The 15,248-nt window shown below is 72.7% G+C and carries 9 protein-coding genes; 4 read left to right on the forward strand and 5 right to left on the reverse strand.

Annotation, left to right across the window (positions count from 1 at the left end; translation table 11 throughout):
* Positions 1-21 precede the first annotated feature (21 nt).
* Positions 22-744: a 1-acyl-sn-glycerol-3-phosphate acyltransferase gene (locus KYK13_RS04355; RefSeq protein ID WP_223642204.1), complete on the forward strand. Its 723-nt coding sequence runs from the start codon at positions 22-24 to the stop codon at positions 742-744.
* Between the two features lie 9 nt (positions 745-753).
* Here the strand turns inward: KYK13_RS04355 and KYK13_RS04360 are convergent, their stop codons facing one another.
* On the reverse strand, positions 754-1,434 hold the full coding sequence (locus KYK13_RS04360) for a hypothetical protein (RefSeq protein ID WP_223642206.1): 681 nt from the start codon (positions 1,432-1,434) through the stop codon (positions 754-756).
* Between the two features lie 451 nt (positions 1,435-1,885).
* Here KYK13_RS04360 and KYK13_RS04365 point away from each other — a divergent pair, with 451 nt between their 5' ends.
* Both KYK13_RS04365 and KYK13_RS04370 read left to right on the forward strand, forming a co-directional pair.
* Entirely contained in the window at positions 1,886-3,130 is a 1,245-nt protein-coding gene (locus tag KYK13_RS04365; protein ID WP_223642208.1) for an exonuclease SbcCD subunit D C-terminal domain-containing protein, read from the forward strand.
* A complete protein-coding gene (locus KYK13_RS04370; RefSeq protein WP_223642210.1) occupies positions 3,127-6,957 on the forward strand; it encodes an AAA family ATPase in 3,831 nt (1,276 codons plus the stop codon). Before KYK13_RS04365 ends, KYK13_RS04370 begins: the two co-directional genes overlap by 4 nt.
* A 4-nt stretch (positions 6,958-6,961) precedes the next feature.
* Here the strand turns inward: KYK13_RS04370 and KYK13_RS04375 are convergent, their stop codons facing one another.
* Positions 6,962-7,909 carry a serine/threonine-protein kinase gene (locus KYK13_RS04375; protein ID WP_223642211.1) on the reverse strand — a complete coding sequence of 316 codons (948 nt, stop codon included), beginning with the start codon at positions 7,907-7,909 and terminating at the stop codon, positions 6,962-6,964.
* Positions 7,906-8,634, reverse strand: coding sequence for a TIGR02266 family protein (locus tag KYK13_RS04380; protein ID WP_223642212.1), 729 nt, complete (start codon positions 8,632-8,634; stop codon positions 7,906-7,908). Before KYK13_RS04380 ends, KYK13_RS04375 begins: the two co-directional genes overlap by 4 nt.
* Before the next feature lie 261 nt (positions 8,635-8,895).
* On the opposite strand from KYK13_RS04380, the gene cglD reads away from it, so the two are divergent.
* Complete coding sequence (gene cglD, locus KYK13_RS04385; protein WP_223642213.1) at positions 8,896-12,309, forward strand: adventurous gliding motility lipoprotein CglD; 3,414 nt, start codon at positions 8,896-8,898, stop codon at positions 12,307-12,309.
* A 118-nt stretch (positions 12,310-12,427) separates the two neighbouring features.
* Here the strand turns inward: cglD and KYK13_RS04390 are convergent, their stop codons facing one another.
* Together KYK13_RS04390 and KYK13_RS04395 are read right to left on the reverse strand one after the other, a co-directional pair.
* Positions 12,428-14,194, reverse strand: a complete 1,767-nt coding sequence (locus KYK13_RS04390) for a M14 family zinc carboxypeptidase (protein WP_223642214.1) — start codon at positions 14,192-14,194, stop codon at positions 12,428-12,430.
* 31 nt (positions 14,195-14,225) lie between these two features.
* On the reverse strand, positions 14,226-15,161 hold the full coding sequence (locus KYK13_RS04395; protein WP_223642215.1) for an MBL fold metallo-hydrolase: 936 nt from the start codon (positions 15,159-15,161) through the stop codon (positions 14,226-14,228).
* Between the last annotated feature and the right edge of the window lie 87 nt (positions 15,162-15,248).

Consider the following 15,248-nt stretch of genomic DNA (forward strand, 5'->3'; position numbering starts at 1 on the left):
TGAACGGGCCTCTTTCTACGCATGCGCTACGTCGTCTCGCTGTGGTTCTTCGCGCTGTTCCTCATCACCGCGCCCATCCTCTTCACGTTGGGCGCGGTGTTGTTCGTGGTGGCGTACCCGTTGGACCCCGACCGCCAGTGGCTGCACGCGCTGGTGTGCCGGTGGTGCTATGGCCTGTGGCTGCACGCCTCTCCCGGGTGGCGCGTGCGCGTGGAGGGGCGTGAGCTGCTGCCCAAGGGCCCGTGCGTCTACGTCGTCAATCACCAGTCGTTCGCGGACATCCTGGCGGTGATGGGGCTGTTCACGCCGTACAAGTTCGTGGCGAAGGCGTCCCTGTTCCGTACGCCGCTGGTGGGCTGGATGATGACGCTGCTGGGCTACGTGCCCATCGTGCGCGGCAGCTCCACGTCCATGGAGCAGCTGTTGGGCCCGTGCCGCCGGTGGCTGCGCAAGGGCATCCCGGTGCTCATCTTCCCGGAGGGCACGTACTCGCCCGGGGAGGTGCTGCCCTTCAAGCGAGGCGCGTTCCACCTGGCGCTGGAGGAGCACGTGCCGGTGGTGCCGGTGCTGGTGCGCGGCACGCGCGAGCTGGTGGACGGGGATGGGCCGTGGATGAGCCCTCGCGCCAACGTCACGGTGCAGGTGATGCCGGCGCTGCCGCCGGAGACCTTCGGGCCGGATTCGGCGGCGCTGGCCACGCGCGTGCGTGAGCAGTTCGTGGAGGCGCTGGCGCGGGTGGGGTGAGCGCCGCGCTCAGGCGTGCTCGGAGCCGGGCAGCTCTTCGTCCATCGGGGCCTCCGCGTGCAGCGGGGCCTCCACGGTGTTCGTCGCGGGCAGGGACGGCGCGGCCTCGGCGACGGCGCGGGCCAGGTCGTGGGGCGCGCGGATCAACGCCTCCAGCGCGGTGGTGCTCGCGGGGACGCCGCGCTGCTCCACCTGGAGCCAGCCGCCCTTGATGCTCACGCGGCGGTGGCCCTTGAGGCCCAGCAGGCGCTGACGCACGCCCGGCTCCAGGATGACGGGGCGCGCTTCCGGGGCCAGCCCCTCCACCTGGAAGGCCGCGTCCAGCTCCGCGTCGCCCAGCGTCTCCTCGCGCGGGGTGGCGGCGCCGGGAAGCTTGTCCTCGGGACGCTCGTGCTCCAGCAGCAGGTCCGCGGGCAGCGCGCCCTCCAGGTCCAGCCGCAGCACCGTCACGGTGTGGCGCTTCTTGCCGCCCGCGCCGCGCTTGCCCGTGGCCAGCAGCAGCGTGCGCCCCTGATAGCGCCCGTGCACCTCCATGCGCCGCTCCGCGATGGAGAGGCCATGCGCCTTCGCGAAGGTTTCCCACGCGGCGCGCTGGCGGCGCTTGAGTTCGAACAGCGTGGCGAGGACCAGGGCGCCCAGGACGAGCAGGGACGCGAGGATGCCGAGCGGAGAGAAGACACCGGAAAGCATGACGGCGCATTGTGCACTGGCCTCGCGGCGCGTGGACCATCAATCCGACCGCGGATGCACCGCCGTGCGCCGGGCAGGCTTGCGGCGCGGGTGCGTGGACCGGGGGAAGGAACGCCTCACGCGCGCAAACGTGTGGAATCCCACGGGGCTCGCGCTGCTGCGCGCGCACGCGGCCCCGGAGTGCACGCATGGCGCAGCGCCCCCACGCCACGGGTGCGTCCCCCCGGGTGGTGCGGGCCGCGCGGCGCGGACTCCGTGGCGCGTGGGGCGGGGAGGACGGGACGCGTCGGGCAGGCCACGGATGCAAGCGCGCGGAATGACGCCCTTTTTCGACAATGTCAGAGGGGGCGGGTAAGGGAGCGAGGGCTCGCCGCTTGGCGTCGGGGATGGGGCCGGGCGACGCTGCCCGGCCCGCACCCGCCACCGGGCCACGAGGGAGGGTGAACGCCGGATGCGCCTGCTGCACACGTCGGACTGGCACCTGGGCCACACGCTGTATGACGTCTCACGCGAAGCGGAGCACGCCGCGTTCCTGACGTGGCTGTTGGACACGCTGGAGTCGCAGGAGGTGGACGCGCTCCTGGTGGCCGGGGACATCTTCGACACGGCCAACCCCAGCGCGGAGGCGCAGGCGGCCTGGTACCACTTCATCGCGCGTGCCCGGCGCACGCTGCCGAAGCTGGACGTGGTGGTGGTGGGCGGCAACCACGACTCCGCCGCGCGCCTGGACGCGCCGGATCCGCTGTTCCATGCGCTGGGCGTCCGGGTGGTGGGCGGCCTGCCGCGCCACCGGGGCGGCCTGGAGATGGAGCGGTTGGTGGTGCCGGTGCACGACGCGCGCGGGAAGGTGGGCGCGTGGGTGGCGGCGGTGCCGTACCTGCGGCCGTCGGACCTGCCGTCCGTGCCGGACAGCGAGGGGGACCGGTTGGTGGAGGGCGTGCGCGCCGTCTATTCGGAGGTGCTGGACGCGGCGCGCAGACGGCGCAGGTCGGGGCAGGCGCTGGTGGCCATGGGCCATTGCTACATGACGGGCTCGGAGCTGTCGGAGCTGAGCGAGCGAAAGATCCTGGGCGGCAATCAGCACGCGCTGCCGGTGGAGCTGTTCCCGGAGGACGTCGCGTACGCGGCGCTGGGCCACCTGCACAAGGCGCAGCGCGTGGGCGGCCGCGAGGGCGTGCGCTACAGCGGGTCCCCGCTGCCGCTGTCGCTGTCGGAGGCGCACTACCGGCACCAGGTGCTGGTGCTGGATGTCGAGGACGGAGCGCTGACGCAGGTGCGTCCGCTGTCGGTGCCGCGCACCACGGACATGATGCGCGTGCCGGGCCGGGACGCGGCGCCGCTGCCGGAGGTGCTGGAGCTGCTGGCGGCGCTGCCCGCGTGCGAGGCGGGAGCGCCGGAGTCCATGCGGCCGTACCTGGAGGTCTGCGTGTCGCTGCCCCGGCCGGAGCCGGCGCTGCGCCACAAGGTGGAGAAGGCGCTGGAGGGACGGGCGGCGCGGCTGGTGAAGCTGACGCCCTTCTACACGGGCACGGGCGGGGCGCTGGCGGACGCGCGGCCGGGGCTGTCCCTGCGGGAGCGCACGCCGGAGGACGTGTTCCTCGCCCGGTATGCGCGGGACTTCAAGGAGGCTCCCTCGCCGGGCCTGCTGGAGGCGTTCCACGCGCTGCTCACGCAGGTGCAGGAGGACGCGTCGTGAAGATCCTGGCGATTCGCGGCAGCAACCTCACGAGCTTCGCGGGGGACTTCGCGCTGGAGCTGGACCGGGCTCCGTTGGACCGGCTGGGGCTGTTCGCCATCTCCGGCGCGACGGGGGCGGGGAAGAGCACGCTGCTGGACGCGCTGTGCCTGGCGCTGTTCGACCGCACGCCCCGCTTGGGCGGGCCCAGCAAGGTGCTGGTGGGCCGCGCGGATGAGGACGAGGAGGCGCGGCTGTCGGCCTACGACGTGCGCGGCATGCTGCGGCGCGGGGCGGGGAAGGGCCACGCGGAGGTGGACTTCCTGGGCAGGGACGGGCGCCGCTACCGGGCGCGGTGGAACGTGTGGCGGGCTCGCGAGCGCGCCGAGGGGCGCTTCCGGCCGCAGGAGCTGACCCTGACGGACGTGGTCTCCGGACAGGTGTTCGGCCGCACCAAGGGCGAGGTGCTCCAGGCGATCCAGGAGCGGCTGGGGCTGTCGTTCGATCAGTTCCGGCGCTCGGCGCTGCTGGCGCAGGGCGAGTTCGCGGCCTTCCTGCGCGCGGACGCGAACGAGCGCGCGGAGCTCCTGGAGCGGATGACCGGCACGGAGGTGTACAGCCGGGTGTCCATCGCGGCGCACGAGAAGAACGCCAAGGAGCAGGAGGAGCTGAAGCGGCTGTCGCAGGGGCTCGCGGCCATCGCGCTGATGTCGGACGGGGACCGCGAAGGCGTGCGCGTCCAGCTGGGGGAAGAGGAGGCCGCGCGGGTCCGCGAGGAGACGCGGCTGCGCGAGGCGGAGGCGGCCCGGTCCTGGTACGCGCAGCGCTCGGAGTTCGTGGGGCAGGAGCAGCAGGCTGAGCGCGCGGTGGCGCGGGCGGAGGCGGAGCGGGAGGCGGCGGCGCCTCGCGAGGCACTGCTGGAGTCGGTGCGCGCGGCGGAGGGCTTCCGTGCGGTGGTGTCCGCGGTGGAGGCCGCGGAGCAGGGCTGCGCGAGGGCGGAGGCCGACCAGTTGGAGCGGGCGTCGCAGGCGGAAGCGGCGCTCGCGGCGGCGGCGGCGCAGCGGCAGGTGCGGCTGCAGGCGGAGGCCGCGCGGGCGGCGGCGCTAGAGGCGGAAGCGTCGGTGCGTCCGGCGCTGGAGGAGGCCGCGACGCTGGACACGCGCCGCGCGGAGGCGGAGCGCGAATCCCGTGAGGCCGCGGAGCTGGCGAAGCAGGCGCAGGCCGCGGAGGCTTCGGCGCGTGACGCGCTGACGCAGGTGCAGGCGGCGGAGGCGAAGGCGCAGGCGCTGGTGGATGCGGCCGAGGCGTGGCGCACGTCGCATGCGGGCTGGGAGTCCCTGGCCACGGAGTGGCCCCGCTGGCAGCGCGAGCTGGAGCGCTTCGCGGTGGCGCTGAAGGAGGAGCAGGGCGCGGGCGCGGACGCGGAGCGGTTGGGGAGGGACGCGGACCGGCTGGGCACCGAGGTGCAGGCGCGCCGCGAGGAGCACCAGGACGCGGTCGAGTCGGAAGCGCAGGCCCAGGCCCTGGCGACGCACGCGGAGGCCGCGCTGGGCGAGGACGGCGGCGCGGCCAGGCGGGCGCTCCGGGAGGCGCTGCTGGCCCGGCAGGACGCGCTGGGGGCCCTGGCGCTCGCGGGTGAAGGCGCGCGGGCGGAGGGGGCGGCGGAAGCTGACGCGGCGGCGGAGGTGAAGGCGCACCGCGAGGCTTCATCGCGCGCGGCACAGGAGGCGAAGGACGCGGCGGCCCGGCGGGCGACGCAGGAGGCGATGCTCCACGAGGCGCGCCGTGCGCAGTCGCGCGCGGAGGCGACGCAGGGGCTGGCGTCGCACCGGGCCGCGCTGCATGACGGAGAGCCGTGTCCGCTGTGCGGCGCGCTCGAACATCCGTATGCCCGGGAGGCGTCCGCGCTGGAGGGCCTGGTGGCGGAGGCCGCGGCCCGGGTGCTGGAGCTGGAGTCCGCGCGCGATGCCGCCGCGAAGCAGGAGAGCGCCGCGAGCGTGCGGCAGGCGACCGCGGACACCGCCGCGACCCAGGCCGAAGGCCGGCGTGACGCGGCGGCCCGTAAGCGCACGGGACATCGAGACTCCTGGCGCGCGGCGCGCGAACGGTGGACCCGCGCGGTGCTGCCCGCGGAAGCCAGGGCTTCGCAGGCCACCCCGCTGGATTCCTCCAACGCCGCGCCCCCCGAGGACGCGGAGGACTCCGCCGCGCAGGCGTGGCTCCTCGCGGCGAAGGAGGACGTGCGCACGCGGCTCGCGACCCTTCGCGAAGAGGAGGCCTCCGCCGAGCTCCGGGCCAGCGCCGCTCGCGAGGCCCGGGCCCTGCTGGAGACCCGGCGCGTCCGGCGCGAAGGCGCGGCCGAAGCCCTCCGCAAGGCCGAGGACGCCGGTTCCCGCGCGGCCCAGGCCCACCGGGATGCGCTCCTGCGCCGGGACACCGCCCGCGACGCCCGGGAGCGCGCCCTCGCCGAAGTGTCCCCTCCCTTCGCCAGCGAGGAGGCCACCTGGAAGGACAAGCTCGCCGCGGACCCCGCGCGCTTCCAGAGCCGCTGCCTGGAGCGCGTGACGAAGTGGCGCGAGAAGCTCGCGGAGCTGGAGGCCTCGCGCAAGCGCCTGGAGGAGGAGCAGGGCCGCCGCGCCCGTGAGGAGGTCCGCCTCCAGTCCCGGCTCGAGGACGCGCAGACCGCCGCGCACCGCGCGAGCCTCAAGGACGCGGCCTTCCAGGATGCCTCCAGGGCCCGCGCCCGGCTGCTCCAGGGCCGCCCCACGCAGGAGGTGCGCGCGGAAATCCAGGCGCGGGTCGACGCCGCCCAGGCCACCTACGAGCGCGCCCGCGAGGACTCCGAGGCCCTCCAGCAGGCGGAGAAGGTGGCCACCGCCCGCGCCGAGGACGCCGTGCGCCTTCGCGCCGAGGCCTCGCGCGTCCTCGACAACGCCCAGGCCGTCCTCGCGGAGCGCCTCGCCGGCCACGGCACCACCCTGGTGGAGCTCAAGTCACTGCTGTCTCGCGGCGCCGCCTGGTGCGACGCGGAGGCCCGCGCGCTCAATGCCCTGCGCGAGTCCGTGGCCCAGGCCCGCGCCATCCTCCTGGAGCGCCGCGAGCGCCGCGTGCGCCACGAGGCCTCGGAGCTTCCCTCGCTCGTGGAAGGGGACGTCGCGCAGCTCTGCGAACGCCTGCGCACCGGCGTGGAGGTGCGCCGCCGCGCCGAGGCCCTGCTGCGCGCGAAGCTGGACTCCGACGACGCCGCCCGCGCGCGCCACGGCGCGGAGGCCCGGGCCCTGGAGCAGCGCCGCGCCGACGCCGAGGTGTGGAAGACGCTGGGCGACCTCATCGGCTCGCACGACGGCAAGAAGTTCAAGGTCTTCGCCCAGAGCCTCACCCTGGACGCGCTGCTCCTGCACGCCAACGCGCACCTGCGCGAGCTGGCCCGCCGCTACCGCCTGGAGCGCGTGCCCGGCCATGACCTGGACCTCCAGGTGGTGGACGGCGACATGGGCGACGAGGTCCGCAGCGTGGCCAGCCTGTCCGGCGGAGAGAGCTTCCTCGTGTCGCTGGCGCTCGCGCTGGGCCTGGCCTCGCTGTCGTCGGAGACGACGCAGGTGGAGACCCTCTTCATCGACGAGGGCTTCGGCACGTTGGACCCGGAGACGCTGGAGGTCGCGCTGGCCACGCTCGACGCGCTCCAGGCCACCGGCCGCCAGGTGGGCATCATCTCCCACGTGAGCGGGCTCGCGGAGCGCATCGGCGTGCAGGTGCGCGTGGTGAAGCAGGGCGGCGGCCGCAGCAAGCTCGTCGTCGAGGGCGACGCGGGGCTCGTCGTGCCGGCGGAGCAGCAAGAGGTGGCCTGACGCCTCAGCCCGTCACCGGCTCCGCGCCCATCAGGCCGCGCACCACCGCGGCCACCGCCAGCGGCGTCGCCACGCGGTCGTCGCTCAGCGACGCCAGCGCCCGCGCGAACTGCTCCGCGGAGGAGAAGCGCTGCGACGGGTGCGGCGCGAGCGCCCGGTCCAGCACCAGCGCCAGCGGATCCGACACCTCCGGCGCCACCATGCGCACGGGCGTCACCCGCAGGCCGCGGATGGAGGCCTCCACCTCCTCCGACGTCCCCTCCGGATAGGGCGACTCCAAGGACAGCAGCTCGTACAGCAGCACCGCCGCCGCCCACAGGTCCACCGCCACGGAGACCTCGCCCGCGAGCAGCTCCGGCGAGCGGTAGTTCTGCTTGCCCACCCGCCGCGGGTCCACCTCCAGGCCCGCGCGCGAGCGGGCCACGCCGAAGTCCGCCAGCTTCACCTCGCCGCCACGCGACACCAGCACGTTGTGCGGGGACACGTCGCAGTGCACCACCGCCAGCGGCAGGCCCTTGGCGTTGGTGGCCTGGTGCGCGTACGCCAGCGCCTCCAGCACGTGGCGCACCATCATCACGGAGATGTCGATGGGCAGCTCGATGCGCCGCCGCCGGCACTGCGCCAGCACCTTCCCCAGGTCCGTGCCGTCCACCAGCTCCAGCGCCAGGTAGGGCCCATCCGCCAGCTCGCCGTACTCCCGGAAGCCCACGATGTGCGGATGGACCAGGCACCGCGCCAGCTCCGCTTCGTGCAGGAGCTGCTCGCGCGCCTCCGGAGCCCTCAGGCGCTCCGGCCGCACGCGCTTGAGGGCCACCTCCTCGCCCGCATGGAGGCCCTGCAGCATCCGCGCGCGGAACACCTCCGCGTTGCCGCCGCGCCCCAGCCGCGACAGCAGCTGGAAGCGGCCCAGGTCGCGCGGCCACCCTGGCGTCTGGCCCTCCTCCAACGTCATGCCTTCTCCCCGGCCAGGCTCGCCAGGTACTCGTCCAGCGTCGCGGAGAAGGTGGCGTCGTCGCTCAGGAAGGCCAGCCCCACGCCTCCCGTGTACTGGTCGTCCACCACGTGCACCACCAGCGCCTCGCCCTGCAGCCGCTGGCCGTTGGGAAGCTTCACGTCCACGGTGACGACGCTGTCCTGCGGAGGGCGGTGCGCCGTGCGCACGAAGAGGCCCCCGTTGCTGATGTTCAGCGCGTGCTCGCGCACGAAGTCCAGCTCCGTGCGGAACTCCATCTCCAGCTTCACCGCGAAGCGCCGGGCCCGGCGCGGGGATTCATCCCGGGACGGCGCGGACCCCGGCGCGCCCGTGCTCGCGGTGGGCGCGGATTCGGGAGGAGGCGCGGCCTGGGGCGCGGACGCCGGGGGCAGGGGACCTCGCGCGGACAAAGCCTCCAGGTGCTGCCGCAGCTCCTGCGCGGCCTGCGCGCGCTCGTTGCCGGCGAAGGGCGTGCCGCCCGCGAGCGTGCGTGAGCGCAGCGCGTCCCGCTCCGCCTTGGGCAGCCGCCACAACTCCACGAACGTGCCGCCGCTCTTGCGCACCTCCTCGCCCAGCCTCTCCACCGCCGCGCGCGGATAGCCGGGCACCTCCACCTTCACCTCCAGCGCGCCGGCGTCGTCGCGAAACGCCACCAGCAACTGCATCGACTGCGCGGACGGCAGCAGCGCGCTCAATCCCTCCACGACGGCCGCCGCCTTCTCCGGCGAAGCCGCTCCCCCCCAGACCGCCGCAAGACCGAACACAGGCACGGGGCGGACGATAACCGAGCCCTCCTGGCCCCCGTAAAGACAGTGCAGTCGGAAACAGGCGACACCGGTGAACGCCAAGTTTACGAATCGTGATTCCGCCTCCGTCCCAGGGCGTACCTACATCGGAATCAGACGCGCCTCCCTCTATGCTGCGGGTGTTCTCCGTAACCCCCCTTTCCGGAGTGCAGACCCGTTATGCGCAATTGGATCCGACTCTTCTCCGGCACGCTGCTCGCTGCCACCCTCGTGGCGGGCTGCGGCGGCAGTGACCCGGGCCCCGACCCCGATCCCAACCCCCCCAGCGACGGAGGCGGCAACTCCGACGCGGGATTTGATGCGGGCTTTGACGCCGGCTACGTCGAAGATGCAGGCGTCATCGAGGACCCGGACCCCGACCCCGGGGAAGTCCCCACCGACCCGTATGATCCGAACAACGCCAACAAGGATTCGGACTGTGACGGCCTGACGGACCAGGAGGAGTTCTCCACGGTCTACGCGGGCGGCCTGAAGACGAACCCCGGCCTGCGCGACACGGACGGCGACGGCATCCGCGACGGCGTGGAGGTGGGCCGCACGTCCACGGTCAGCGTGGATCCGAACTGCCACTTCCGCGGAGACCAGGACCCCAGCACGGTCACCTCGCCGGTGAAGGCAGACACGGACGACGACGGGCTGCCGGACGGCCTGGAGGACGCCAACCGCAACGGCAAGCGCGACGCCACGGAGACGGACCCCAACGCCGCGGACACCGACCGTGACGGCATCCCGGACGGCGTGGAGGACGCGAACCATAACGGCTCGGTGAGCCCCGGCGAGACGGACCCCCGCCTGCGCGACACCGACGGCGACGGCCTGCCGGACGGCCTGGAGAAGCAGACGGGCACGGATCCGCTCAAGCCCGACACGGACGGCGACACCTGCTCGGACGGCGCCGAGGACGTGAACAAGAACGGCAAGGTGGACCCCGGCGAGACGGATCCTCGCAAGGCGGACTGCAACGCGTCCGTCCCCGACTCGGACTTCGACGGCATCCCGGACGCCATTGAAATCGCCACGGGCACCAACCCCAACAACCCGGACACGGACGGCGACGGCGTGGCGGACGGCGTGGAGGACCGCAACAGGAACGGCCGCGTGGACTCCGGTGAGACGGACCCGCGCCTGACGGACTCCGACTGCGACGGCCTCCAGGACGGCCCCGGCCGCGACGGCTTCCTCGGCGAGGACTTCAACTCCAACGGCAAGGTGGATCCCGGTGAGACGGACCCCACCAACCCGGACACGGACGGCGACGGTCTGCTCGACGGCGTGGAGCGCGGCGTGACGACGGCCGCGGCCCCCCGCAACAACTGCGGCTACGTGGGCGACGCGGACCCCACCACGAAGACGGACCCCACCAAGGCGGACACGGACGGCGACGGCATCCCCGACGGCGCGGAGGACTCGAACCAGAACGGCCGCGTGGATCCGGGCGAGCTGAACCCGCTGGACCCCAAGGACGGCGCGGCCAACACGCCCGCGGGCAAGGCGTGCAGCGTGCAGAACCTGCGCACGGTGACCTTCAAGGAGGACAGCGGCGCGGACATGCGGCTCGCGCTGCCCAACACCTTCAAGAGCGCCAACCTCCTCAACCTGAAGGACAACGGCCAGACCGTGGGCGTGATGGGCTATGACGACACGAAGCAGGTGACGTTCATCGCGTACAAGCGCAAGCAGGTGGGCGCCTCCACCACGCCCGCCGGGGACGAGGCGGGCATCCGCACCGGCGCGGCGCTGCTGTCGCCCGCGGACGTGGAGTTCACCCAGACGTTCACCACGTGGGACGGCTTCCCCGCGGCGGTGGCCCGCTACAGCCTCACCGGCACGGCGGATCTGAAGGCTTTCACCAACTCGCTGGCGCGCCAGCTGGTGCCCGGCAGCACGGAGACGCTCGGCGGTACGGCGGGCATCGCCGGCCCGTTCAAGATCCAGGCGCAGTACGTGCACCGCTCCAACTCGAGCGTGGTGGTGGTCATCGCCATCACGCCGGCGGCCCGCTACAACGAGTCGGCCACGGGCAGCCTCTTCACCATGGCGGACACGGCGGGCGGCTCCGCGCTGGCGCAGTTCGGCGACGCGGACGCGGTGCAGTGCGAGGTCTTCACTGGCAACACCGCGGTGGTGGACTTCCTCTTCGTGGTGGACGACTCCGGCTCCATGGCCTCGTCGCAGACCTTCCTCGCCGGCGCGGCGACGGCGGTGGCCAACAAGCTGAGCAACGCGACGATGGACTGGCGCCTGTCCATGGTGACCACCAGCTACGCGGTGGGCAACAGCGCCAACCGCAACGTCATCCGCCCCTTCACCACCAACATCGACCAGTTCAAGGCGTGGCTGACCCAGAACGCGGTGTGCAACAACAGCGTGTGCGCCGTGAAGGGCGGCACCACCCAGAACCCCACGTACACGCCGCTGCCCAACACCACCTGCACGGCCAACACCAACTGCTGGGTGGACATCAAGGGTGACTCCAGCGAGCGTCCGCTGGAGGCGGCGCGCAAGGCCATCAACGACATGGCCGCGTCCACGGGCGGCGCGGAGACGAAGATCCGTCCTGGCGCCAAGGTGGTGGTGATCATCCTCACGGACGTGAGGGACCAGTCCACGGACACGGTGGCCAACTACACCGCGTACTTCCTCAACAACGGCACCACGTCCGGCACCACGAGCAACCCCACGGGGCAGCCCATCCAGGTGCACGGCATCATCTGCCCGCCGGACGGCGCCCGCTGCTACCCGGATGAGGACAACACCAACCCGCGCCACCTGGACGTCATCCAGGCCACGGGCGGCGTGTCCGGCAGCATCCGGGACAACACCTCCATCACCAACACCATCAACGCCATCGTGGACAGCGTCATCTCGTCCGTGGGCTACCGCACGCTCAAGCCGCCGATTGGCGCGTCGCTGAAGGTCGCGGTGGAGGCGGTGGTGGACCCCGCCGTCTGCCCGAGCATCGGGGACCTGCCGCGCAGCCGCACCAACGGCTTCGACGTGGACGGCATCAACCGCACCGTGTCCTTCTACGGCGCGTGCCGTCCCAAGGAGTCCGGCAAGACGCAGGCGGCGCTGTCCTACCGCTACTGGATCGACCGCACCGCCAAGGCGGACGGAAACCCGCCGCCGTGCGCGTCCGACACGCAGTACTACGACCCGAACGACCCGGACTTCTGCAGGGGCAAGCTCGCCTGCAACCGCACCACGGACAAGTGCGAGTGCCCGGCGGACTGCGGTGGCACGGCGCCCCCGGGCCAGGTGTGCAACACGGACCGCGCGGTGTGTGACTTCACGTGCGCGCCGGACTGCGGCGGCGCGTGCGGCACCTTCGAGACGTGCAACACGAACACCTGCTCGTGCAGCTGCGTGCAGTCCGCGACCTGCGCGGCGGGCTACAAGTTCGACAAAAACGCCTGCGGCTGCGTCTGCGACACGGCGGCCCTCAACTGCGGCACCGGCTACGGCGCCAACGCGGGGCTGTGCGCCTGCGTCTGCAAGCCGGACTGCGGCGGCTGCGCGCCGGGCTTCACCTGCAACGTCAGCGCGTGCGTCTGCGAGAAGCCCATCGGCTAGCCCGCAATGAAAACGCGCTCCCGGTGCCTCATGGACCGGGAGCGCGGCGGTGATTCCGAAGCCCCCGCTCCGCGACGCCCCTGAAGGGGACAGCGGGCCGGGGGCTTCTCCTTTCCCGCTACTTCACCGCGGCCAGGCCAGCCGGCGCGCCGGCGGCGCGGTACACGGGGTAGAGGCCCAGGCGCTCGTCCCAGGACGGGTGGCGCTCGGCGAAGAAGCGCAGGCGGGCGCGCGGGTCCCTGGCGAAGGCCGCGTCCTTCAGGCGCTCCTGGAAGGCGGCCTTCACGCCCGCGTCCTTCTCCAGGAGCTCCCGGGCGAAGGGCTCCAGCACGTAGTCCTCGATGTATTCCTTCTGCTCGAAGTGGGCGTTGAAGAAGCCCCACGCCAGGAGCGAGTCCGGCCCCGCGGGCTCGAAGAGGTGCGCCACCAGCTCCACGTTCTTCTGCGCCACCGGCACGTAGAGCGTCCCCACGGGCAGCTCCTGCGTGTCTGGCTTCCACTCGCCCCTGGCGGTGAGGCCCTGGCGGCTCTCGTTGGAGCGCGCCTGGAACTGGAAGTCCTTCGAGCGGAACGACTCCACCGGGGCGGCGGGCACCGCGCGCGTGAGGCGCTGGAACTGGATGCCGTGCGCGGCCAGCTTGGGCGCGACCCACGCGGCGTGCGCGGCGGGCACCAGGTAGCCGCCCGTGGGCAGCGTCGCGGTGACGGCGGGCTGGATGTCCGGCGCGTACGGCACCTTCCACGTCTGGGGCTTCGTGTCGTCGTAGCGGATGTACGGCTGGCCGGAGACGTCCGACGTCAGGCGCTCGTAGGCGTAGCCCTTGAATTCAATCGCCTCGCGCCTGGGCGTGTTCTCCCAGCCGAGCACCACCTCGCGCACCTGACCGGAGGTGGCCTTCTGGTCCTCCGCCTTCACGGCGGCCAGGAGCGCGGCGCCGTCGCGGCCCACGAGCCGCAGGAGCCCCTCCAGCACGTCGCGGGTGGCCTTCACGCGCTGCTCATAGTTCTTCCAGGAGTGCGTCTCCACGAGCACGCCGAAGCGGTGGTGCACGGACCAGAAGGCCTGGCTGAAGCGCGGCGGGGGGACGCCGTAGGCGAAGCCGCTCGTGGGGTCGTCCTCCTTGAGGAAGGACGGGTAGAAGCGCAGCGGCTGGTGGCCCTGCGCGGTGAGGCCGGTGAAGAGCTCGTCCACCAGCTTCGTGCCCGCTTCGCGCATCGCAGGCGGGCCGGACTTCTGGGGCTCCAGGCTCACGGACACGTCGGGCTCGAACTTCGCGCCGTCCGTGACGTGCAGGTCCACGTACACCAGCGGGTCCCAGGCGTTGAGGTACTTGAGCATCAGCACCATCTCCGGTGCGTCCGCCTTCACGTAGTCGCGGTTGAGGTTGAGGTTCTGGGCGGTGACGCGAAAGCCCATCTCCTCCGGGCCCACCTGGTTGGGGCGGTGGTTGGGGTTGAAGCGCTCGTGGCCGTCCACGTTGAAGACGGGGACGAAGACGGCGGTGACGTTCTTGAGCAGGTCCTGCGCGGAGGCGCGGTTCTGGAGCGCGTCGCGCAAGAGCCAGAAGCCGGCGTCCTTGCCGTCGATTTCACCCGCGTGGATGCCGCCCTGGAAGAAGACGACGGGCCGCCCCTTCTTGCGCGCGGCGTCCGCGGTGAGGATGCCGTCCGGACTCACGACGAGCGCCACCATCGGGCGGCCTTCGGGCGTGGTGCCCAGCGTGTCGCAGCGGGCCTTGCCGGGGAACGCCTTGGGGAAGGCGCGGCAGAGGCTCTCTGCTTCCGCGTAGCGGCCGGTGCGCTTCCAGCCGCTCTGCTCGGAGACGGTGGTGAGGGGGGGAGGGGCCTGCGTGAGGATCAGGGCTGCGAGGGCGGGCAGGAGCATGGGTGCTTGAGACCACAAGCCCCGCCAGCGCTCAACCGTGCCGCACGGTGTGTGTACCGCCCACGGGCAGCACATGCACACGGTCTCTCGGCCAGCCCCGGCGCAGCCATTCGGCATCCAGGCGGACGGGGGGCTCGTCCAGTGGCTCGTCCGTGAGCTTGAACGTGCCCCAGTGCATGGCGAAGAAGTCCCGCGCGCCCAGGTCCTCGAAGGCCTGCGCCGCCTCCTCCGGGTTCATGTGCTGCAGCCGCATGAACCACGCCGGGTCATAGGCGCCAATGGGCAAGAGCGCCGCGTCCAGCTGGGGGAACCTCGCGCCAATCTCCTTGAAGCCCTGGAAGTAGGCGGTGTCGCCGGAGTGGTAGACGCGCGCGCTGGAGCCCTCCACCACGAAGCCGCCCCAGAGCATCTGGTTGGCGTCATTCAGGCCGCGGCGGCTCCAGTGCTGGGCCGGCACGTAGTGCACGCGCACGGGCCCCACCTGCGTGGACTCCCACCAGTCCAGCTCGTGGAAGGCCAGGCCCTGGCCCTGGAACACCGGCGCGTGGCCCAGGCCGGTGATGATGCGGGCGCCCACCTGCTTGAGCGTGGGCAGGTCCAGGTGGTCGTAGTGGTTGTGGGAGACGAGGCTCGCGTCGATGCGCGGCAGCTTCTCCATGGGCACGCCGGGCGGCACGTTGCGGCGGATGACGACGTTGATGGCGTCGCGCAGCACCGGGTCGATGAGCAGCGACACGCCATCCAGTTGCACCAGCCAGCTGGCGTGGCCCAGCCAGGTCAGGCGCGCGCCCTCTCCGGGGGCGGGCGGGGTGGCGAGCGCGGCCAGGTCCGGCTCCACGTGCGGCACCGCGGCGTGCGCGGGGGCGCTGCGGCGTTTGCCCGTGAGCTTGTCCGTGACCGCCCACTTGAAGACGCGGGTGAAGGGCTGCGGTCCGCTGCCATCCAGGTTCTTGAAGCGCATGGCCATGAGTGGCTCCCGGCAACGGGGGTCCCGTCCCTTGAAGATGGTCCGTGCCGCTCCGCACGGGTCTGACAGTCCAGCGGCGAGGCGGTG

Source organism: Corallococcus sp. EGB (genome assembly GCF_019968905.1).
Taxonomy (GTDB): domain Bacteria; phylum Myxococcota; class Myxococcia; order Myxococcales; family Myxococcaceae; genus Corallococcus.

Excerpts from the sequence above, each read along its gene's own strand:
- KYK13_RS04375 (WP_223642211.1), bottom strand. The coding sequence starts at position 7,909 with ATGACGTTGGAGGAGGGCCAGACGCCAGGGTGGCCGCGCGACCTGGGC.
- KYK13_RS04390 (WP_223642214.1), bottom strand. The coding sequence starts at position 14,194 with ATGCTCCTGCCCGCCCTCGCAGCCCTGATCCTCACGCAGGCCCCTCCC.
- KYK13_RS04365 (WP_223642208.1), top strand. The coding sequence starts at position 1,886 with ATGCGCCTGCTGCACACGTCGGACTGGCACCTGGGCCACACGCTGTAT.
- KYK13_RS04395 (WP_223642215.1), bottom strand. The coding sequence starts at position 15,161 with ATGGCCATGCGCTTCAAGAACCTGGATGGCAGCGGACCGCAGCCCTTC.
- cglD (WP_223642213.1), top strand. The coding sequence starts at position 8,896 with ATGCGCAATTGGATCCGACTCTTCTCCGGCACGCTGCTCGCTGCCACC.
- KYK13_RS04355 (WP_223642204.1), top strand. The coding sequence starts at position 22 with ATGCGCTACGTCGTCTCGCTGTGGTTCTTCGCGCTGTTCCTCATCACC.
- KYK13_RS04360 (WP_223642206.1), bottom strand. The coding sequence starts at position 1,434 with ATGCTTTCCGGTGTCTTCTCTCCGCTCGGCATCCTCGCGTCCCTGCTC.